The sequence below is a fragment of the Streptantibioticus cattleyicolor NRRL 8057 = DSM 46488 genome, from assembly GCF_000240165.1.
Classification (GTDB): domain Bacteria; phylum Actinomycetota; class Actinomycetes; order Streptomycetales; family Streptomycetaceae; genus Streptantibioticus; species Streptantibioticus cattleyicolor.
In genome coordinates this window covers 752232-770044 of the sequence record NC_017586.1, presented here as the reverse complement: position 1 = coordinate 770044, position 17813 = coordinate 752232, and the positions used below count along the sequence as shown (strand labels likewise).

General features: G+C 74.9%; 20 protein-coding genes. 10 read left to right on the top strand and 10 right to left on the bottom strand.

Annotated elements, in window-relative coordinates:
* Positions 1-21 precede the first annotated feature (21 nt).
* The gene (locus SCATT_RS03115; RefSeq protein WP_014141462.1) at positions 22-642 is read left to right on the top strand and encodes a cysteine hydrolase family protein; all 621 of its coding nucleotides are present in this window, start codon (positions 22-24) and stop codon (positions 640-642) included.
* On the opposite strand, the gene SCATT_RS03110 is transcribed toward SCATT_RS03115, so the two are convergent.
* The 3 genes from SCATT_RS03110 to SCATT_RS03100 all read right to left on the bottom strand — a co-directional run bounded on the left by SCATT_RS03110 (position 628) and on the right by SCATT_RS03100 (position 4247).
* Positions 628-2721 carry a S9 family peptidase gene (locus SCATT_RS03110; RefSeq protein ID WP_014141461.1) on the bottom strand — a complete coding sequence of 698 codons (2094 nt, stop codon included), beginning with the start codon at positions 2719-2721 and terminating at the stop codon, positions 628-630. The two genes, SCATT_RS03115 and SCATT_RS03110, sit on opposite strands and share 15 nt — an antisense overlap.
* A gap of 324 nt (positions 2722-3045) precedes the next feature.
* Entirely contained in the window at positions 3046-3429 is a 384-nt protein-coding gene (locus SCATT_RS03105) for a DUF3037 domain-containing protein (RefSeq protein ID WP_014141460.1), read from the bottom strand.
* Complete coding sequence (locus SCATT_RS03100; protein ID WP_173405617.1) at positions 3426-4247, bottom strand: HipA family kinase; 822 nt, start codon at positions 4245-4247, stop codon at positions 3426-3428. Before SCATT_RS03100 ends, SCATT_RS03105 begins: the two co-directional genes overlap by 4 nt.
* A 192-nt stretch (positions 4248-4439) precedes the next feature.
* Between SCATT_RS03100 and fabG the strand changes: the two genes are divergently transcribed.
* The 3 genes from fabG to SCATT_RS03085 all read left to right on the top strand — a co-directional run bounded on the left by fabG (position 4440) and on the right by SCATT_RS03085 (position 6803).
* A complete protein-coding gene (gene fabG / locus SCATT_RS03095) occupies positions 4440-5201 on the top strand; it encodes a 3-oxoacyl-ACP reductase FabG (protein WP_014141458.1) in 762 nt (253 codons plus the stop codon).
* A 37-nt stretch (positions 5202-5238) separates the two neighbouring features.
* Entirely contained in the window at positions 5239-5994 is a 756-nt protein-coding gene (locus SCATT_RS03090) for an SDR family oxidoreductase (protein WP_014141457.1), read from the top strand.
* A gap of 128 nt (positions 5995-6122) precedes the next feature.
* Positions 6123-6803 (top strand): uracil-DNA glycosylase, encoded by a 681-nt coding sequence (locus tag SCATT_RS03085; RefSeq protein ID WP_014141456.1) that lies wholly within the window; start codon positions 6123-6125, stop codon positions 6801-6803.
* A gap of 18 nt (positions 6804-6821) precedes the next feature.
* Here SCATT_RS03085 and SCATT_RS03080 read toward each other — a convergent pair whose 3' ends face one another.
* Positions 6822-7238, bottom strand: a complete 417-nt coding sequence (locus SCATT_RS03080) for a DUF3224 domain-containing protein (protein ID WP_014141455.1) — start codon at positions 7236-7238, stop codon at positions 6822-6824.
* A gap of 131 nt (positions 7239-7369) precedes the next feature.
* Here SCATT_RS03080 and SCATT_RS03075 point away from each other — a divergent pair, with 131 nt between their 5' ends.
* Positions 7370-8362, top strand: a complete 993-nt coding sequence (locus SCATT_RS03075; protein ID WP_014141454.1) for a helix-turn-helix transcriptional regulator — start codon at positions 7370-7372, stop codon at positions 8360-8362.
* A gap of 23 nt (positions 8363-8385) precedes the next feature.
* Here the strand turns inward: SCATT_RS03075 and SCATT_RS03070 are convergent, their stop codons facing one another.
* Together SCATT_RS03070 and SCATT_RS03065 are read right to left on the bottom strand one after the other, a co-directional pair.
* Positions 8386-8898, bottom strand: coding sequence for a hypothetical protein (locus SCATT_RS03070; protein WP_231905034.1), 513 nt, complete (start codon positions 8896-8898; stop codon positions 8386-8388).
* A gap of 100 nt (positions 8899-8998) precedes the next feature.
* Complete coding sequence (locus tag SCATT_RS03065; RefSeq protein ID WP_014141452.1) at positions 8999-9511, bottom strand: DinB family protein; 513 nt, start codon at positions 9509-9511, stop codon at positions 8999-9001.
* 100 nt (positions 9512-9611) lie between these two features.
* Between SCATT_RS03065 and SCATT_RS03060 the strand changes: the two genes are divergently transcribed.
* Complete coding sequence (locus tag SCATT_RS03060) at positions 9612-10550, top strand: Gfo/Idh/MocA family protein (protein WP_202446879.1); 939 nt, start codon at positions 9612-9614, stop codon at positions 10548-10550.
* Here the strand turns inward: SCATT_RS03060 and lnt are convergent.
* The 3 genes from lnt to SCATT_RS03045 all read right to left on the bottom strand — a co-directional run bounded on the left by lnt (position 10486) and on the right by SCATT_RS03045 (position 14607).
* Positions 10486-12084 carry an apolipoprotein N-acyltransferase gene (gene lnt / locus SCATT_RS03055; protein ID WP_014141450.1) on the bottom strand — a complete coding sequence of 533 codons (1599 nt, stop codon included), beginning with the start codon at positions 12082-12084 and terminating at the stop codon, positions 10486-10488. The genes SCATT_RS03060 and lnt overlap by 65 nt on opposite strands.
* 98 nt (positions 12085-12182) lie before the next feature.
* Positions 12183-12857: an HAD family hydrolase gene (locus SCATT_RS03050; protein ID WP_041825009.1), complete on the bottom strand. Its 675-nt coding sequence runs from the start codon at positions 12855-12857 to the stop codon at positions 12183-12185.
* A gap of 112 nt (positions 12858-12969) precedes the next feature.
* Positions 12970-14607: an IclR family transcriptional regulator domain-containing protein gene (locus SCATT_RS03045; protein ID WP_014141448.1), complete on the bottom strand. Its 1638-nt coding sequence runs from the start codon at positions 14605-14607 to the stop codon at positions 12970-12972.
* A gap of 181 nt (positions 14608-14788) precedes the next feature.
* Here SCATT_RS03045 and SCATT_RS03040 point away from each other — a divergent pair, with 181 nt between their 5' ends.
* Together SCATT_RS03040 and SCATT_RS03035 are read left to right on the top strand one after the other, a co-directional pair.
* Positions 14789-15082, top strand: a complete 294-nt coding sequence (locus tag SCATT_RS03040) for a hypothetical protein (protein ID WP_014141447.1) — start codon at positions 14789-14791, stop codon at positions 15080-15082.
* Positions 15079-16263 carry a thiolase family protein gene (locus tag SCATT_RS03035; RefSeq protein ID WP_014141446.1) on the top strand — a complete coding sequence of 395 codons (1185 nt, stop codon included), beginning with the start codon at positions 15079-15081 and terminating at the stop codon, positions 16261-16263. Before SCATT_RS03040 ends, SCATT_RS03035 begins: the two co-directional genes overlap by 4 nt.
* 285 nt (positions 16264-16548) lie before the next feature.
* Here SCATT_RS03035 and SCATT_RS40555 read toward each other — a convergent pair whose 3' ends face one another.
* Entirely contained in the window at positions 16549-16935 is a 387-nt protein-coding gene (locus tag SCATT_RS40555) for a chaplin (RefSeq protein WP_014141445.1), read from the bottom strand.
* 226 nt (positions 16936-17161) lie between these two features.
* Here SCATT_RS40555 and SCATT_RS03025 point away from each other — a divergent pair, with 226 nt between their 5' ends.
* The gene (locus SCATT_RS03025; protein WP_014141444.1) at positions 17162-17515 is read left to right on the top strand and encodes a DUF3040 domain-containing protein; all 354 of its coding nucleotides are present in this window, start codon (positions 17162-17164) and stop codon (positions 17513-17515) included.
* Positions 17516-17556: 41 nt separating this feature from the next.
* Positions 17557-17802, top strand: a complete 246-nt coding sequence (locus tag SCATT_RS03020; protein ID WP_014141443.1) for a hypothetical protein — start codon at positions 17557-17559, stop codon at positions 17800-17802.
* Positions 17803-17813 lie beyond the last annotated feature (11 nt).

Here is a 17813-nt window from a genome sequence, read left to right as displayed (position 1 = left end):
CGTCAGCTAAACTCCGCCGCCGTGGGACTCGACCCCGCCACCACCGCCGTCCTCACCGTGGAGTGCCAGCGCGGCGTGGTCGGACCCGGCTCCGCGCTGCCCGAACTCGCCGCGGCGGTACGCGCCGACGGCACCCTGGACCGGATCGCCGTCCTGACGGCCGCCGCCCGCGAGGCCGGCGCCACCGTGCTGCACGCCATCGCCGAACGCCGCCCCGACGGACGCGGCGCCAACCACAACGCCCGGCTCTTCCAGGCCGCCGAACGCCTGCCGGTACGCCAGCTCACCGGCACCCCGGCCACCGAACTCGCCCCCGAACTCCCGTCCCACCCGGCCGACTTCACCCTCCGCCGACTGCACGGCCTCTCCCCGCTGAACGGCACCGGGGCCGACCCCCTCCTGCGCAACCTGGGGGTCCGCACCCTGGTGGTCACCGGGGTCTCGGTCAACATCGCGGTGACAAACGCCGTCCTCGACGCGGTCAACCTCGGCTACCGGGTCGTGGTCCCCGCCGACGCGGTGGCCGGGGTGCCCCGCCAGTACGCGCTGGACGTCCTGCGGCACACCCTGGCCCTGGTGGCGACGGTCACCACGACCGAGGCCGTGCTGGCCGGCTGGCGGGACGGCTCAGACGACCGGTGAGGCCAGCGCCCGCCGCAGGAAGTCCAGCTCGTACCGGTGCAGCCGCACGGACTGCGCCGCGTCGGTCACCCGGTGCGTCGCACCCGGCAGCGGCAGCACCGAGTGCGGTCGTCCGGCCGCCAGCAGCGCGGCCGACATCCGCAACGTGTGCGCCACCGCCACGTTGTCGTCGAGCACCCCGTGGATCATCAGCAGCGGACGGCGCAGCGCCGGCGCCTCGGCGATCAGCGACGAACGGTCGTAGGCCTCCGGGTGCTCGTCGGGGTGGCCGAGGAATCGTTCCTGCCAGTGGGTGTCGTACCAGCGCTGGTCGAACGGGGCCGCCCCGGCGACCGCCGCGTGGAAGACGTCCGGCCGCCGCAGCACCGCCGCCGCCGCGAGATGGCCGCCGTAGGACCAGCCACGGATCGCCACCCTCGACAGGTCCAGCTCCGGACGCTCCCGGGCCACCGCGTGCAAGGCGGCCACCTGGTCCTCCAGCGCGGCGCCGACCTTGTCCCCGTGGGACCACTTCTCCCAGGCCGGACCGCGCCCCGGGGTACCGCGCCCGTCGGCCACCACCACCGCGAACCCGGCCTCGGCGAACCACTGGGCCAGCCCCGCGTCCCACGCCCCGTCCCGCCGCACCACCTGCATCCCGGGCCCGCCGTACGGCGTGAGCAGCACCGGCAGCGCACCACGCGACGGCTCGTACCAGGACGGCAGGTACAGCGCGGTACGGATGGCCCGCTCACCGCAGTGGAACCGCACCGGGCGCGGCCGGATCAGCGGCTCCTCGGCCGACGAGGCGATCCGGCCGGCCACGGCGCCGTCCCGCCACACGGTCACCGAATCCCCCGACTCGGTACGGCTGTCCAGCACCAGCGTGCCGCCCGCCGCCGTCGCCGAGTGCACCCCGGGCTCCCGGCTGACCCGGGTGAACCCCTCCGCCGGGTGGTGCGACCACACGTGCGTCTCGGTCGGCTCGTCGCTCGCGGTGAAGAACACCCGCTCGCCGTCCGCGCCCAGCACCGCGCGCACCTGGAGCCCCGGCGGGGTGAGCGCCTCCGCCCCGATCCGCAGCCGCCGGGTCTCCTCGTCCTCCACCACGTGCACCGGGGTGCCGGACGCGGTACGGGTCAGGGCGCCGGGGACCAGCTCCACCCAGGCGGCGTCGCGCCGCTCGTCCACGGTGCGGGTGGTGCCGTCGGCCGGGTCGGCCGCCAGCACCCGCAGCGTGCGCTGGTCGCGGCTCTGCACGGCGAGCCGGATGCCGTGGCCGTCCCAGGCCGCGTCGGTCAGGTACTCGAAGCCGGCGCGGTCCCAGACCACCTCGGTACGGGTGCCGTCCACGCCCAGCACCCAGGCGGTCACCTCGGCGTTGGCGGTACCGGCCGCCGGGTAGCGCACGGCACGCGGAGGCCGCGCCGGGTCGGACGGGTCGCCGATCCACCAGCGGCCCACCCCGGACTCGTCCACCCGCGCGACCAGCAGCCCGCCGCCGTCCGGCGCCCACCAGTAACCACGCATCCGCCCCATCGACTCCGCCGCCACGTGCTCGGCGAGGCCGTACCGCACGTCCGGCCCCTCCGGCTCGGCCAGCGCCCGGTCGCCGGTGCCGTCGATTTCGGTCACCCGCAGCGCGCCGCCGCTGACGTAGGCGATACGGGCGCCGGTGGGGTCGGGCCGTGGATCGGTCACGTGCCCGGCCACCGGCACCTCGCGCGGTACCCCACCGCCGTCCGCCGGAACCGTCCACAACCGCCCGGCCAGCGCGAACGCCACGACACCGACCGCCGCGTCGGTGGCGTAACCGGTGATACCGCTCGTCCGCTCCCTCGCCCGCTCCCGCCGCGCCGCCTCCTCCGGCGGCACCCCCTCCGCGCCCCCGCCACCCGCCCCCAACTCCACCGGATCGGCCAGCAACCGCTCCCCACCGTCCGCGTCCCAGCACCACAGACAACTCACCGGATCGTCCCCCGCCCGCGTCCGCAGGAACACCACCCGCCGACCGTCCGGAGCCACCGTGAACGCCCTCGGCGCCCCGAACGAAAACCGCCCCGTACGAGCCAACTGCCGCGGATACACCTCAAGTTCCATCCCCGGACCATAGGCCCCCCACCCCCCGCCCCTCCACCCGCTCCCGCCGGACCCCGCCGCCATGCGGAGTGCCCGTGCCGGGGGCCGCGCTGTGGCGGGTGGCTCGGCGCGAGCCGTGCGTCCCAGCCTTGCCGGGGTGGCCGGCGGCGCCGTCAGCCCATGCCGAGGGAAAGCCGCCCCCGGGCCGGAGTGTCCGGCGCTGACTGTCTCCTCGGCTCCGCCGGAGTCGCCGGAACCGGCTCGGGGGTCGTACCTCGGGGGCGCTCACACGCAGCCGGGCGTTGGATCCTGGGCTGGAGACCTCTTCCGGGGCGCCCCCGGGGGTCAGCGCACCAGGAGGGTGAGGAGACGGTCTACTTCGGCCTCGGGGTCGTGGGTGAGGCCGGTGTGGATGGGGCCGGGTTGGACGATGGTGCTGCGGGGGGCGGTGAGCCAGCGGAAGCGGCGGCCGGGGTCGTCGTCGGCGGCCTGGCCGGCCCGGTCGCCGCCGGCGCAGACGCATTCGACGGCGTGCAGCGCGGCCCGCACCGCGAGCACGTCGGCCCGCGGGTCCAGGCAGCGCAGCCGCGCCTCGTCCAGGTGGACGCGGGCGGCCACGAAGGAGCGCGCCTGGCAGTAGACGAGGACCCCGGCGTTGATCTGCTCGCCGCGCTCGATGCTGGGTACGACACGTACCAGCGCGTACTCGAAGACGTCCCGGGCGGTCACTTGTTCTTCCCTTCCACCCAGATGCGCAGCCACTCCGGCGGCGCGTCGGCGGTGCGCGGCGCGGACATCGTCACGCGCTCGTGGACCGTGGCGGCCCGTTCGGTCAGTACGTCCACGTAGGCGGCGCGGACCTCGTCGGGCCGGGCGAACCCGGGCTCGCCGTCGAGCCATTCGTCGGGGATGAGCGCGGTCACCTCGCGCAGCAGCTCGGGGGTGACGCGCGGGGCCAGTTCGGCGGCGGCCGAGGCCACCTTGTCCAGGTCGGTGAAGCGGGCGAGCGCGTGGTCGGTGGCGTTGTAGGGGCGGCCGGCCGAGGCGGCGGCGCCGGGCCAGTTGTGGTGCCAGATGAGCGCGGCGCCGTGGTCGATCAGCCACAGCTTGCGGTGCCATATCAGCATGTTGGGGTTGCGCCACGACCGGTCGACGTTGTTGACCACCGCGTCGAACCAGACGATCCGGCTCGCCTCGGCCGGCTCCACCCCGAAGGCCAGCGGGTCGTACCCGACCGAACCGGGCAGGAAGTCCATGCCGAGGTTGAGCCCGCCGCTGGCCTTGAGGACCGCCTGCACCTCCTCGTCCGGCTCGCCCCGGGCGATCACCGGATCGAAGCGCAGCCGTACCAGGTCGGGCATGCGCAGGTCGAGCCGGCGGGCGAGTTCGCCGGAGACCACCTCGGCCACCAGCGCCTTGCGCCCCTGGGCGGCACCGGTGAACTTGGCCACGTAGGTCCCGAGGTCGTCGGTCTCCACCAGGCCGGGCACCGATCCGCCCTCACGCAACGGCGTGATGTACCGGATCGCGGTCACTTCTGGAAGCATCCGCCCAGGTTAACGGTGTCACCACCGGGTGCGCCGGGCGCCGGGCGGCCCGCCGCGCGCCGTGCCGTTCCGCACATCCGCCGCGGTGCCGTTGACACTGGGTCACGACACTCCTACGGTTTCGGATGCTGAACGTACTAAGCGGTCGCTCATATGTGAGGGTGGCCGCCACTCCAAGGGCGAGGAGACCAGATGTCCACCACCGAGCAACGCGTCGCGATCGTCACCGGGGCCGCCCGCGGGATCGGCGCGGCCACCGCCGTACGGCTGGCCGCCGAGGGGCGCGCGGTGGCCGTGCTCGACCTCGACGAGGCGGCCTGCAAGGACACCGTCGAGAAGATCACCGCGGCGGGCGGCAAGGCCGTCGCGGTGGGCGCGGACGTCTCCGACGAGGCCCAGGTCGAGGCGGCCGTCGCCAAGGTCGTCGAGGCGCTCGGGGCGCCGACCATCCTGGTCAACAACGCCGGCGTGCTCCGCGACAACCTGCTGTTCAAGATGAGCGTCTCCGACTGGGACACGGTGCTCGGCGTCCACCTGCGCGGCGCCTTCCTGATGAGCCGGGCCGCCCAGAAGCACATGGTGGACGCGAAGTTCGGGCGCATCGTCAACCTCTCCTCCAGCTCCGCGCTCGGCAACCGCGGCCAGGTCAACTACTCGGCGGCCAAGGCGGGCATGCAGGGCTTCACCAAGACCCTCGCGATCGAGCTGGGCAAGTTCGGCATCACCGCCAACGCCGTCGCCCCCGGCTTCATCGCCACCGACATGACCGCGGCCACCGCGGCCCGGGTCGGGATGGACTTCGAGGACTTCAAGACGGCCGCGGCGAGCCAGATCCCGGTGCAGCGGGTCGGCGTGCCGGAGGACATCGCCAACGCCATCGCCTTCTTCACCGGGGAGGACGCCGGCTTCGTCTCCGGCCAGGTGCTCTACGTCGCCGGCGGCCCGCTCGACTGACGTTCCGCCGCCCGCTACCGAAAGGCACCACATCATCATGAGCACCCCCGACAGCGGGCGCGTCGCGCTCGTCACCGGCGCCAGCCGCGGCATCGGCTACGCCATCGCCGAGGCGCTGGTCGCCCGTGGCGACCGGGTCTGCGTCACCGGACGCAACGAGGACGCGCTGAAGGAGGCCGTGGCCCGGCTCGGCGCCGACCGGGCCATCGGCGTGGCCGGCAAGGCGCACGACGTGGCCCACCAGGCCGAGGCGGTGGCCCGCACCATGGAGGCGTTCGGCCGCGTCGACCACCTGGTCAACAACGCCGGCACCAACCCGGTCTTCGGCCCCATCGCCGACCTCGACCTCGACGTGGCCCGCAAGGTCTTCGAGACCAACGTGGTCTCCGCGCTCGGCTTCGCCCAGCAGACCTGGAAGGCGTGGCAGCGCGAGCACGGCGGCGCCATCGTCAACATCGGCTCGCTCGCCGGGGTCGCCGCCTCGCCCTTCATCGGCGCCTACGGCATGAGCAAGGCCGCCATGCTCAACCTGACGCTCCAGCTCGCGTCCGAGTTCGCGCCCGGGGTGCGGGTCAACGCGATCGCCCCGGCGGTGGTGAAGACCAAGTTCGCCGCCGCGCTCTACGAGGGCCGTGAGGCGGAGGCCGCGGCCGGCTACCCGCTCGGGCGCCTCGGCGTCCCCGAGGACATCGCCGGAGCCGTGGCGTTCCTCCTGTCCGACCAGGCCGGCTGGGTCACCGGGCAGACCCTGGTGATCGACGGCGGCCTGTTCCTCAACGCCGGCGTCGCCTGACCCGGCGGCCGAGGGCCCGAGGGGGCGGTGCGCCGGGCACCGCCCCCTCGGCAGCATCAATGTCAGTGGGTGCCGGTACGTTTCGGGCAGTGACGGATCACGTACCGGAGGTTCTTCAGGTGTCCACCATGCTGCCCGGGTCCTGGCAGGCCGTGCTCGGCGAGGAGTTGGCGAAGCCGTACTTCCAGGAGCTGACCGAGTTCGTCGAGGAGGAGCGCGGGCGCCACCAGGTCTTCCCGCCCGCCGAGGAGGTCTTCGCGGCGCTGGAGGCGACCCCGTACGACCGGGTCAAGGTGTTGATCCTGGGGCAGGACCCGTACCACGGCCCGGGGCAGGCGCACGGGATGTGCTTCTCGGTGCGGCCCGGGGTGACCGTTCCGCCGTCGCTGCGCAACGTGTTCAAGGAGCTGGGCGACGAGTACGGCTACCCGATGCCGGACAACGGCTACCTGATGCCCTGGGCCCGGCAGGGCGTGCTGCTGCTCAACGCCGTCCTGACGGTGCGTCAGGGCGAGGCCAACTCGCACAAGGGCAAGGGCTGGGAGAAGTTCACCGACGCGGTGATCAAGGCCGTGTCCGCCCGTGCCGAGCCGGCCGTCTTCGTGTTGTGGGGCAACTACGCCAAGAAGAAGCTCCCGTTGATCGACACCGAGCGGCACGCGGTGGTGCAGGGCGCCCACCCCTCGCCGCTGTCGGCCAAGCTCTTCCGCGGCAGCCGCCCCTTCACCCAGATCGACACCGCCCTCAAGGCCCAGGGGCACGACCCGGTCGACTGGCGCATCCCCGACCTCGCCGACGGCGCGAAGTAGGCCCCCGGGCCGCCCGGTTCACCCCGCGGCGGCCCACTCCGCCTCGAAGGCGTACGCCGTCGCCTCCTCGCCGTGGCTCGCGGTGAAGCCGCCGGAGCCGGTCACCCCGGTCAGCTCGTCGGTGCCGGAGCCGGGCACCACCGTCAGGGCGCAGCTGATCGTGGTGGCGGAGAAGGTCCCCCGGTGTTCCAGCACCAGTGAGCCCTTGCGTCCGGCGACGGCGCCGGTGATCCGTTCGTACCCGCTGAAGACGCCGTCGCCGCCGGACCGGTACACCAGGGTGTACTCGCAGTGGCCGGTGCCCTCGACGAGTCCGCGGTAGATGTTGACGGAGGACGCCCGGGCCGTCCGGACGCCGTTGTCCGCCTCGCCGGCGGCCGGCTTCTCCTGCCAGTTGTCGCAGGCGAAGGTGCCGGCGGTGGGCTGCTCGGTCATGGGTGCTCCCGTCGTTCGAGGCCCCGCGCACCGTGCCGCGGGGACGTGATCACCACTCTTCCGCCGGTACCTGACACCTTCTGTCAGGTACCGGCGGCGACCTGGGCAACGGTGGCCGGGAAGATGGCCGTATGCGCGCCGACCGCCTCCTCACCCTTCTGCTGCTGCTCCAGAACCGCGGCCGGATGACCGCCGGGGAACTCGCCGCCGAGCTGGAGGTCTCGGTGCGCACCGTCTACCGGGACGTGGAGGCGCTGAGCGCGGCCGGGGTGCCGGTCTACGCCGACCGCGGCCCGGCCGGCGGCTACCGGCTCACCGAGGGCTACCGCACCCGGCTGACCGGGCTCACCGACGGCGAGGCCCAGTCGCTCGTGCTGGCCGGACTGCCGGGCGCGGCGGCCGAGTTGGGGCTCGGCGCCCAGCTCGCCGCCGCCCAGCTGAAACTGGACGCGGCCCTCCCCGCCGGCCTCGGCGAGCAGGCCCGGCGCACACGGGAGCGGTTCCATCTGGACGCCACCGCCTGGTTCCGGGACGCCGACCCCGTTCCGCTGCTGACCACGGTGGCGGCGGCGGTCTGGGGGTCCCGGGTGCTGCGGGTGCGGTACCGGCGCTGGCGCGGCGAGGTGGAACGCGAACTCCAGCCGCTCGGCCTGGTGCTCAAGGCGGGCATCTGGTACCTGGCGGCCCGGCCCGCCGGTGCGGACGGCGCCGGGGACGAGTCGTCGTCGGTGCGCACCTACCGCGTCTCCCGGCTCGTCGAATGCCTGCCGCTGCCCGAGACCTTCGAACGCCCGGCGGGGTTCGACCTCGCGGCCCACTGGCGGGCGACGACCGAGCGGATGACCGAGTGGTCCCGCAGTCAGCTCGCCGAACTGCTGGTCGACGCAACGGTGTTGGCGCTGCTGCCCGCCCGGTTCGGCACCGCCGGTCAGGAGGCGGTGGAGGGCGCGCGGGGGCCGGACGGGCGGGGCCGGTTCGCGGTGCGGCTCGCCGTGGAGGCGGTCCCGGTGGCCGTCGGCGACCTGCTGCGGCTGGGGCCGGGGGCGGAGGTGACCGGGCCGCCCGAGCTGCGGGCGGCGGTGGCCTCGGCGGCCGGGGAACTCGCCGCGGTGTACCGGGGGTGACCCCGGTGCCGGGTGGGGTGCCGTCAGCGTCCGTACACCTGACGGCACACCCGGTCGGCCTCGCTGCCGGTGGCCCAGTGGCCGTACGCCTGGCCCAGCGAGCAGACGCCGTCGACGGTGCGCGGGGCGGCGGGCGGCGCCACGGGGAGCCGGGCCGGGGGAGCGGCGGCGGGACGGTGCGCGAGGTGGCCGCCGCCTCGCCGTTCCACCCCGGCGGGGCGGCCGGCGGGGGCTTCCCGCGCCTCCGGGGCCCGCGCCCCGGGACCGTGCGCCCCGGGCTGGCCCGCCTCCGGGGCGCCGTCGCCCGTGCCGTGACGTGCCTCCGCCCGCCCCGCGCCGTCGGCGGACGGCTCCGCCCCGACCACGGTCAGCGACTCGTGCGCCGGACGCGGACGCAACTCACGGCCGGGCGGCGGCACGGCGGACGAGTGGCCGGGGGCCGGCGGGCGGGAGGAGACGCGTACACAGCCGGTGACGACCGAGGCCGTCGCCAGCACCACCGCAACCGGCGCCATCGCCACGGAAATACCACGCACCCGGCCAACTCTGCCGTAAATCCGGCGATTCGGGTATTCCCCGCAGGGGTGGTCCGGCGGTGCACGGGGTGACCGCGACCGCCGGATCCGGGTGCCCTGATCAGTCCCCGGTCGAGCCGTCGATCCGTTCGCGCAGCAGGTCGGCGTGGCCGTTGTGGCGGGCGTACTCCTCGATCATGTGGTGCAGGATCCAGCGCAGCGAGACGGGTTCGCCGGTGCGGCGCAGGGTGCCGGTGTCGTCCAGCGGACGGTCGCGCACCAGGGCCCGGGCGTGGTCGATCTCGGTCCGCCAGGCATCGAACGCCTCGGTGGTGTCGGCCCGTTCGAGGTCGTGGAACTCCGCGTCGCGGTCCCCGTCGTGGATCCAGATCCCGTCGTCCCCCGCGCCGCCGAAGGTGTTGCGGAACCAGTGGCGCTCCACCTCGGCCATGTGGCGCACCAGACCGAGCAGGGTCAGCTCCGACGGCGCCACGGCGGCCTCGCGCAACTGCTCCTCGCTCAGCCCCTGGCACTTGATGGCCAAGGTGGCCCGGTGGTAGTCGAGCCAGCCCTCCAGTTGTTCGCGTTCGCCGGCGGTGGTGGACGGTTCGGTGCGTTCGGTCGTCTCGGGCATGACCGCCATCATGGCGGCGGGCGCGGGCCCCGGCCATAGGATTACCGGGCACCACGCGCCACACGACAGGAGCAACACCGTGCGATCCGCCGCCGCGCCACTGAAGATCGGGGTCATCGGGCTCGGTGACATCGCCGCCAAGGCGTACCTGCCGGTGCTCACCGCCCAGCCCGGCGTCGAGCTGCACCTGCACACCCGCACCCGCGCCGCCCTCGACCGGGTCGGCGACGCCCACCGCGTCCCGCACCGCCACGACGACCTGGACGCGCTGCTCGCCCAGGGCCTGGACGCCGCCTTCGTCCACGCGCCCACCACCGCCCACGTGGAGATCGCCGAACGGCTGATCCGCGCCGGGGTCGCCGCCTACGTGGACAAGCCGCTCGCCCCCGACCTGGCCGGCGCCCGCCACCTGGTGGAGCTGGCGGAACGCCACGGGGTGCCGTTGATGACCGGCTTCAACCGCCGTTACGCACCGGCCTACGCGGCGCTGACCGACCGGCCACGGGACCTGATCGTGATGGAGAAGAACCGGCCCGCCTCGCCGGAGGACCCGCGCACCGTGGTCTTCGACGACTTCATCCACGTCGTGGACACCCTGCGCTTCCTGGCCCCCGGCGCCGTCGAGCACGTCCACGTCGCCGCCCGGACCCGCGACCGGCTGCTGCACCACGTGGTGCTCCAGCTGACCGGGGCCGGGTTCAGCGCGATCGGCGTGATGAACCGGATGAGCGGCTCCGCCGAGGAGACCCTGGAGGTGATGGGGGAGGGCACCAAGCGCCAGGTGAGCGCCCTGACCCGGGTCACCGACCACGAGGCGGGCCGGCTGGCCACCACCGACTGCGGCGACTGGACGCCGGTCGCCCGGCGGCGCGGCATCGAGCAGATCACCCTCGCCTTCCTCGACGCCGTCCGCACCGGTACCCCGGTCGACGCCCGCGACGCGCTGCGCACCCACGAGCTGTGCGAGCACATCGTCACCGAGATCGAACGGCAGGACGCCGCCGGGGCGCCCCGGCCTCCCGTGGCCGCCTCCGCCTGACCGCCGCCACCCCCTCGTACGCCGCCCCGGCCAGCAGCAGCGCCACCGCGGCCGGCGGCACCCAGTCGCCCAGCCGCACGTACGGGCTCGACCCGGCCGACAGCGGCACCGGGTAGACCCGGGCGGCGCTCTCGCGGGTACCGAGCCGGGGGCCGACCGGCCGGCCACGGGCGTCGAAGACGGCGCTGATCCCGGTGAGCGTGGCGTGCACGGTGGGCCGCCAGGTCTCCGCGGCCCGCAGCGCGGCGAGCGAGGCGTGCTGCGCCGGGGCCCAACTGTCCTGGAACGACGAGGTGGACGACTGCGCCACCAGCACCTGCGCGCCCATCCGCGCGAGGTGCCGGCTCATGTCCGGGAACGCCGACTCGAAGCAGATCAGCGGGCCCACCCGGGCCGCCCCCACGTCCATCACCACCTGGTGGTGGCCGCGCCGCCCGTCCACCCCCGCGGCCTTGCCGAACGCGGTGGCCCAGCCCAGCGCCGACCGGAGCGGTATGTACTCGCCGAACGGCACCAGACGCATCTTGGCGTACTCGGGACCGGTCGGGCCGTCCGGTCCGACGAGCACCGCGGTCTTGGCGATGCCGCGTTCGCCGTCGCCCTGCGCGTCCACGTTGACCAGCAGATCGGTGTGGAGCAGCCGGGAGAGGGCGACGAGTTGCCGGCCCTGCCGGGGGTGGTGGGCCAGGTCGAAGCCGATGCTGCTCTCACCCCACACCACCAGGTCCAGACGCTGCCCGGCCAGCTCGCGGGTGAGCGCCACCGCCCGGTCGAAGCGGTCCGCCGGCCGGTCGATCAGGCCGGGCTGGACCACGGCCACCCGCAGCGTCGCGCCGCGCGGCGCGGCCGGCACCCACAGCCAGACCGCCGCCCCGGCCGCCACCACCAACGCCAGCGCCCCCACCGCGAGCGTCCGCGCCCGGGCGAGCGTCAGCAGCGCCGCCAGCGCCGTGTTGACCGCCACCAGCAGAAAACTCAGCAGCCACACGCCACCCACCGACGCCAGCCGCAGCGCCGGCGCCACCTGCCACTGGCTGGCCCCCAACAGCCCCCACGGGCCACCCAGGTACTGCCAGGAACGCACCAACTCGGCCATCAGCCACGCCGACGGCACCAGCGGCAACGCCGCGGCCACCGCGCCCGGCCCCGGCGAACCGCCCAACAGCCGCCACACCAGCCACCCCCACGGCACCCACAACAGCCCCAGCAACGCGGCCAGCACGACGAGGAAGACATGCAGACTCGGCAGCAGCCAGTGGTGCACGGCGAGCATGAAACCGGCGCCGCCCAGCCAGCCGTCGACGGCCGCGCGCCGCCCGTCCGGCGCCGACCGCACCAGCACGATCAGCGGCACCAACGCCACGTACGCCAGCCACCACAACGACGGCGCCGGGAAGGCCAGCGCCGGCACCGCCCCCGCGGCCAGCGCCGCCGCACCACGCCGCCACCGCGCACCCGGCCCGCGCCACCGCCGGCCCCGCCACACCGCCCCGCGCCGGTCGCCCGCACGGGTCACCTTCGGGATCGTGGACACCCCACCAGCCTCCCCGCCGGGCCCGGCGCCCAACCGGCGCTGCGCCGTCCGGGTGCCGTGACGCGGCGGACCTCGGCTGACGCGGCACCGGCGCCGGGTCAGCCGGCCGACGTCACCAGGGAACGCAGCAGCGCCGGGCCGGCCGCGTCCAGCCCGGGCAGCACCGTGCGCCCGGGTGCGGTGGGGACGGGGACGGAGGAGGGGACCGCGAGCACCGGGCAGCCGGCCGCTTCGGCGGAGGCGACCCCGGTCGGGGTGTCCTCCACGGCGACGCACCGGGCCGGGTCCGCCCCGAGCAGCCGGGCGGCGGCGAGATAGGGCGCCGGATGCGGCTTGGTGCGCGCGGTGTCGTCGGCGGAGACGGTGACGGCGAACCGGTCGGCGCCCAGCGTGCGCAGCACCAGGTCGACCACGCGTCGCGGTGAGGCGGAGACCAGGGCGAGCGGGACCCCCTCGGCCCGCAGGGCGTCCAGCAACGCGACGGCACCGGGGCGGGGCACCACCTCCTCGGCCACCAGCTCGGTGAACCTGGTGCCGAGTTCGGCCACGAGCCCGGCGCGCGGACGCGGGGTGGCGGTCACCTTCAGCAGGTGGTCGGCGGTGTCGTCCACCGAACGCCCGAGCACGCCGGGGACGTCGGCCTCGGTCAGCCGGTGGCCCAGGCGTGCCGCGGTGGCCTCCACCGCCCGCCACCACACGCCCTCGGTGTCCACCAGCGTGCCGTCCATGTCGAACAGCACCGCCGCCAACCCCGGTGCCCCCTCGTGCGTCACGTTCACCCCTTCCTCCGGCACGCCCTGCCCCCGTCCCACCCAACACGCCGGGGGTGAACGCCGGGCCGACGGACGGGAACGCCACGGCGAACGGCCCCGGCGGGACCGGCCGTCACTCCAGCGCTACGGGGGCGTGCCGGGCGGCCACGTGGAGATCGGCCTCGATCCGGGCGGCCGTCTCGCGCAGCGGCGGCAGCAGTTCCTCGCGGGCCTGCCCGGGGCCGCGGCGGCTGGCGTGCATGGAGACGTTGACGGCGGCCACGGTGCGTCCCGCCCGGTCCCGTACCGGCACCGCGATCGACCGTAGTCCTTCCTCCAACTCCTCGTCCGCCAGGGCGAATCCGTCGTTCGCGGCGCGGTCGAGGACGGTGGCGAGGCGGGCGGGGTCGGTGACGGTGTGCGGGGTGAGCGCCGGGAGCGCGGTGCCGCCGAGCCGGGCGGCGCGTTCGGCGGCGGGCAGACCGGCCAGCAGTACCCGGCCCATGGCGGTGGCGTAGGCGGGGAAGCGGGTGCCCACGGTGATGTTGACGGTCATGATGCGTACCGTGGGCACCCGGGCGACGTAGCGGATGTCGTCGCCGTCGAGCACGGCCATGGAGGCCGAGTCGTGCACCCGGGCGGCCAGCGCGGCCAGATGCGGCTGGGCGATCCGCGGCAGCGTCACCCCGGACAGCTGGGGGTAACCGAGTTCCAGCAGGCGGGCGGTGGGGCGGTACAGCCGGCCGTCGTGGGCGACGTACCCCAGGTGCTCGAAGGTGATCAGGGCGCGGCGGGCGGTGGCCCGGGGCAGCCCGGCGGCCTCGGCCAGCGTGGTCAGCGGCAGCGCCGCGTGGCCCTGGCCGAAGACGGTGAGCACGGCCAGGCCCCGGGCGAGCGATTCGACGAACCCCGGGCCGAGTTCCCGCTTGGTGGCGCGGGTCCACCCCGCCGTGGTGGCACCGGCCGCGTCACCGGCGTCCCGGGGCGGGGCGGTGGCGAGCGTCCGTTCCATCGCGGTCACCGTCTCGCGCAGCCGGGGCAGTACGGCCCGGCGCAGTGATGCCACGCTGTGCCGGCTGGTGTGGCTGACCACGGCGACCGCGCAGACCTGGCGTCCGGCCGCGTCCCGGACCGGCATCGCCAGGGCGATCAGGCCGGCCTCGATCAGCTGGTCGTCCTCGGACCAGCCGGCCGAACGGGCGGCGCGGACGCGGGCCTCGAAGGAGGCGGTGGCCTCGGGCGGGGCGGGCGGCAGCGGGGGGACGTCGCCTCCGGCCAGGTCGGCGGAGTGGCGGGCCCACTGTTCCTCGCTCCAGTCGGCGGCGAAGAGCGCGCCGGGCGCCCCGCGTTCGGCCGGCAGCGCGTCGCCGATCCGGAAGGCGAGCGACATCCGGCGCCGTCGGGTGGCCTGGTGGACGAAGCGCACCCGCTCGCCGTCGGGCACCGCCAGCGAGACCGACTCGTCCAGCTCGCCGGCGAGCCGGTCGGCGTGCGGCCCGAGCAGATCGGGCAGGCCCGAGGCGGTCAGATAGGCGTTGCCCAGCTCCATCACACGCGGGGTCAGCACCACCTCCCGCCCTTCGGCGCGCAGGTGGCCGACGCGTTCCAGGGTGCTCACCACCCGGTCGACGGTGGAACGCGCCAGCCCGGTCGCGCGGACCAGCTCCACCGCCGTGCTCCGCCCGCCGGCCGCCGCCAGCTCACGCAGCACGGCGACCCCCCGGACCAGCGGCCCGACGGCCTCCCGGGGCGGCGGCGGGGGGACGGACATCTCCACTCCAGGGCGTTGACACGACGGCGACCCGGGGCGAGACTCGGGGCCGCGAGCGCGATGATGAACGAAAGTTCACCAGACGAACACAGCAGAGGCAAGCCTCGGGGACATCCAGCCCGAAGTCCCGTCCGGCGACGCCCCGCGCCACCGGAAGCCGCACGAGAGACGTACGAGGGCCATGTCCGACATCCGTACCCCGCGCGACACCGTCGCGGTGGAGGGCTTCACCCGTCTGCCGCCCGCCGCCGCCCACGAGGTGATCCGCGTCCGTGAACCGGGCTTCCTCGCCGGGGAGTTGAGCGCGGCCGACACCGCCGGGGCGACGGCCGGTGACCGCACCGACTCCGTCACCACCGTCGGCCACGGCACCGGCCCCGGCGTCGCGCGCCCCGACCCGGCCACTGCCGAACCCCGCGCCGCCGAACCCGCAGCCCCGCGCGCCCTCGAAGCCGCCGGAAAGGACGCCCGATGACCCTCCGCGACGTATACATCGTCGACGCCGTACGCACCCCCGTCGGCAAGTACGGCGGCGCCCTGTCCGGGGTACGCCCCGACGACCTCGCCGCCCACGTGGTCCGCGCCCTCGTCGCCCGTACCCCCGACCTCGACCCGGCCCGCGTCGACGACGTGGTCCTCGGCAACGCCAACGGCGCGGGGGAGGAGAACCGGGACGTGGCCCGGATGGCCGTGCTGCTGGCCGGGCTGCCGGTCACGGTGCCCGGCAGCACCGTCAACCGGCTGTGCGGCTCGGGCATGGAGGCGGTCATCCAGGCGTACCGGGCGGTGGCGCTCGGCGACGCCTCCGTCGTGATCGCCGGCGGCGTCGAGTCGATGAGCCGCGCGCCGTGGGTGCTGCCCAAGCCGGAACGCGGCTTCCCCGCCGGCCACCAGGAGATGTACTCCACCACCCTCGGCTGGCGCATGGTCAACCCCGCCATGCCCGCCGAGTGGACCGTCTCCCTCGGCGAGGGCGCCGAACTCGTCGCCGACCGGCACGCCATCACCCGCGAGGCCCAGGACGCCTTCGCCCTCGCCAGCCACCACAAGGCCGCCCGCGCCTGGCGGGACGGCCGCTACGACGCCGAGGTCGTCCCCGTCGACGGCACCGGCCTCCAGCGCGACGAGACCATCCGCGACGACACCTCGCTGGAGGCGCTTGCCAAGCTCAAGCCGGTCTTCCGCAAGGACGGCACCGTCACCGCGGGCAACGCCTCGCCCCTCAACGACGGCGCCGCCGCGCTGCTCGTCACCGACGCGGAAGGGCTGCGCGCCACCGGCCGCGAACCGCTCGCCCGGATCAGCGCCTCGGCCGTCACCGGCATCGAACCCCATTACTTCGGCCTCGGCCCGGTGGAGGCGGTACGCCGCGCGCTCGCCAAGGCCGGCCGCGGCTTCGCCGACCTGACCACCTTCGAACTCAACGAGGCGTTCGCCGCGCAGGCGTTGGGGTGCCTGGCCGAATGGCCCGACCTCGACCCGGCCACGGTCAACCCGCGCGGCGGCGCCATCGCCATCGGCCACCCGCTCGGCGCCTCCGGTGCCCGCATCACCGGCGCCGTGGCCCACCAGCTCGCCGCCGCCGGATCCGGCACCGGCCTGGCCGCCCTGTGCATCGGCGTCGGCCAGGGCCTCGCCGTCGTCCTGGAACGGTAGGCGCACCGCCGGGGTGACGAACCACCGGGATACCGGACGTTTCCGCGGAGCCCTTGACGTCCCGCAATGGTCTAGGCCAAGTTGTTGGGGCGCCGGTCGGAGGGGAGCGGCGCACCCTGTCACCCGTGCCGGGCGGAGCCACCACCGCCTGCCCCGGCACGGGTTCCAGACCTGTCGGCCCGTCACCCCTGACCGGCCGGTGCGCGACGCGCGCCCGTACGGCGGCGCCCCCGGGAGGCGTGCTCCCGGGGGCGCCGTGCCCTGACGCGTACGTGCGACCGCCGACTACTTGTTGACGCACACGTTGCCGAAGGCCGGGTTGAGCAACCCGATCACGTCGATGGTGTCGCCGCAGAGGTTGATCGGGATGTTCACCGGCACCTGGATGGTGTTCCCCGAGAGCACCCCGGGGGAGCCGACCGCGGCGCCCTGCGCCTCCGCCCCGCTGTGGTCGAAGCGCCGGAACTCGCGGAAGTCGTGATGGTGGTGGTGATGGTATTCACGACCGCACCCGCGATCACCGTACCCTTCGTCCTCGTGGCCGCCCCAGCACTCTTCGTGACCACGGTCCTTGTCCCGGCCGTGGTCGTGGGCGGAGGCGACACCCGCGCCGGCGACCGCGACGGCACAGCCGGCGACGGCGACGGCAACGGAGGTGAGGATTCTCTTCATTCCCGGATCTCCTGTTGGTTCAGCTGAAGGGGTGGCGCCATCGTGTCCCCGGCCCCGCTTGGTCCGTCACGGCGACGCGCCTGATCATCCGATTGCCACACCGGCATTCACCCCTCCGGACGCCACCCGGTCCGCCCTGGCCGCACCTGTTACACATCCCCTCCGCGGGGCAGACGGCAGGGCAGGGGAAGAACGGCCTGGGCGCCGATGCCTGGAGGTGGTGAGGATGGACGGTCCCGGACTCTCCCCCGGCGAACAGCGGTCACTCCACGAGATCGAGGAGATGCTCCAGGAAGAGGCCCCCGGCCTGGACCGGCGGCTGCGGACACTGGACCCGGCCGGCCACCGCCCGGCGTGGCGGGCGGTCTGCCGAGGTGAGATCGCCGTGGCCCTCGGCACGGTGGCGCTGTCGCTGCTCATCGTCGGCGTGCGGCTCGCCTCCACCGCCGCCGTCTGGGCCTTCGCGGTGCTGTGGGTGCTCACCGTCGCGGTCACCTTCGGGGTGGTCTGCCGGTGGGCCGGCGAGCGCCGCGCCGGAACCGTCCGCCGCCCCCCGCCGCGCGGCAGGGGCCCCGCCTGACCGAACGCCCGACCTGTCCACCGACCCGAAGGAGCCGCGCCATGGGGCGCCAGGAAAACGACCGCGTCGAACGCGACCCGGACGACTCTGCCCTCGACGAGATCGTGAACGAACTGGAGGAGTACGGCCAACACCCGCTCAGCGGCCGTTGGAGCCGCCGCCGCGGCGGCGAGGCCGGAGAGGCGATCACCCCCAACCCCGCCGCCGAACCCGGCGGCGACCCCGACCCCCAACGCCACTCCGGCGAGGACCACCCCGACTCCCCCAGAACCGGCCGACCCCGGTGACCGCCCCATCC

Coding starts and splice junctions, on each gene's coding strand:
- SCATT_RS03110 (WP_014141461.1), bottom strand. CDS start 2,721: ATGGAACTTGAGGTGTATCCGCGGCAGTTGGCTCGTACGGGGCGGTTT.
- SCATT_RS03100 (WP_173405617.1), bottom strand. CDS start 4,247: ATGCTTCCAGAAGTGACCGCGATCCGGTACATCACGCCGTTGCGTGAG.
- fabG (WP_014141458.1), top strand. CDS start 4,440: ATGTCCACCACCGAGCAACGCGTCGCGATCGTCACCGGGGCCGCCCGC.
- SCATT_RS03090 (WP_014141457.1), top strand. CDS start 5,239: ATGAGCACCCCCGACAGCGGGCGCGTCGCGCTCGTCACCGGCGCCAGC.
- SCATT_RS03085 (WP_014141456.1), top strand. CDS start 6,123: ATGCTGCCCGGGTCCTGGCAGGCCGTGCTCGGCGAGGAGTTGGCGAAG.
- SCATT_RS03080 (WP_014141455.1), bottom strand. CDS start 7,238: ATGACCGAGCAGCCCACCGCCGGCACCTTCGCCTGCGACAACTGGCAG.
- SCATT_RS03075 (WP_014141454.1), top strand. CDS start 7,370: ATGCGCGCCGACCGCCTCCTCACCCTTCTGCTGCTGCTCCAGAACCGC.
- SCATT_RS03065 (WP_014141452.1), bottom strand. CDS start 9,511: ATGCCCGAGACGACCGAACGCACCGAACCGTCCACCACCGCCGGCGAA.
- SCATT_RS03045 (WP_014141448.1), bottom strand. CDS start 14,607: ATGTCCGTCCCCCCGCCGCCGCCCCGGGAGGCCGTCGGGCCGCTGGTC.
- SCATT_RS03040 (WP_014141447.1), top strand. CDS start 14,789: ATGTCCGACATCCGTACCCCGCGCGACACCGTCGCGGTGGAGGGCTTC.
- SCATT_RS03035 (WP_014141446.1), top strand. CDS start 15,079: ATGACCCTCCGCGACGTATACATCGTCGACGCCGTACGCACCCCCGTC.
- SCATT_RS40555 (WP_014141445.1), bottom strand. CDS start 16,935: ATGAAGAGAATCCTCACCTCCGTTGCCGTCGCCGTCGCCGGCTGTGCC.
- SCATT_RS03025 (WP_014141444.1), top strand. CDS start 17,162: ATGGACGGTCCCGGACTCTCCCCCGGCGAACAGCGGTCACTCCACGAG.
- SCATT_RS03020 (WP_014141443.1), top strand. CDS start 17,557: ATGGGGCGCCAGGAAAACGACCGCGTCGAACGCGACCCGGACGACTCT.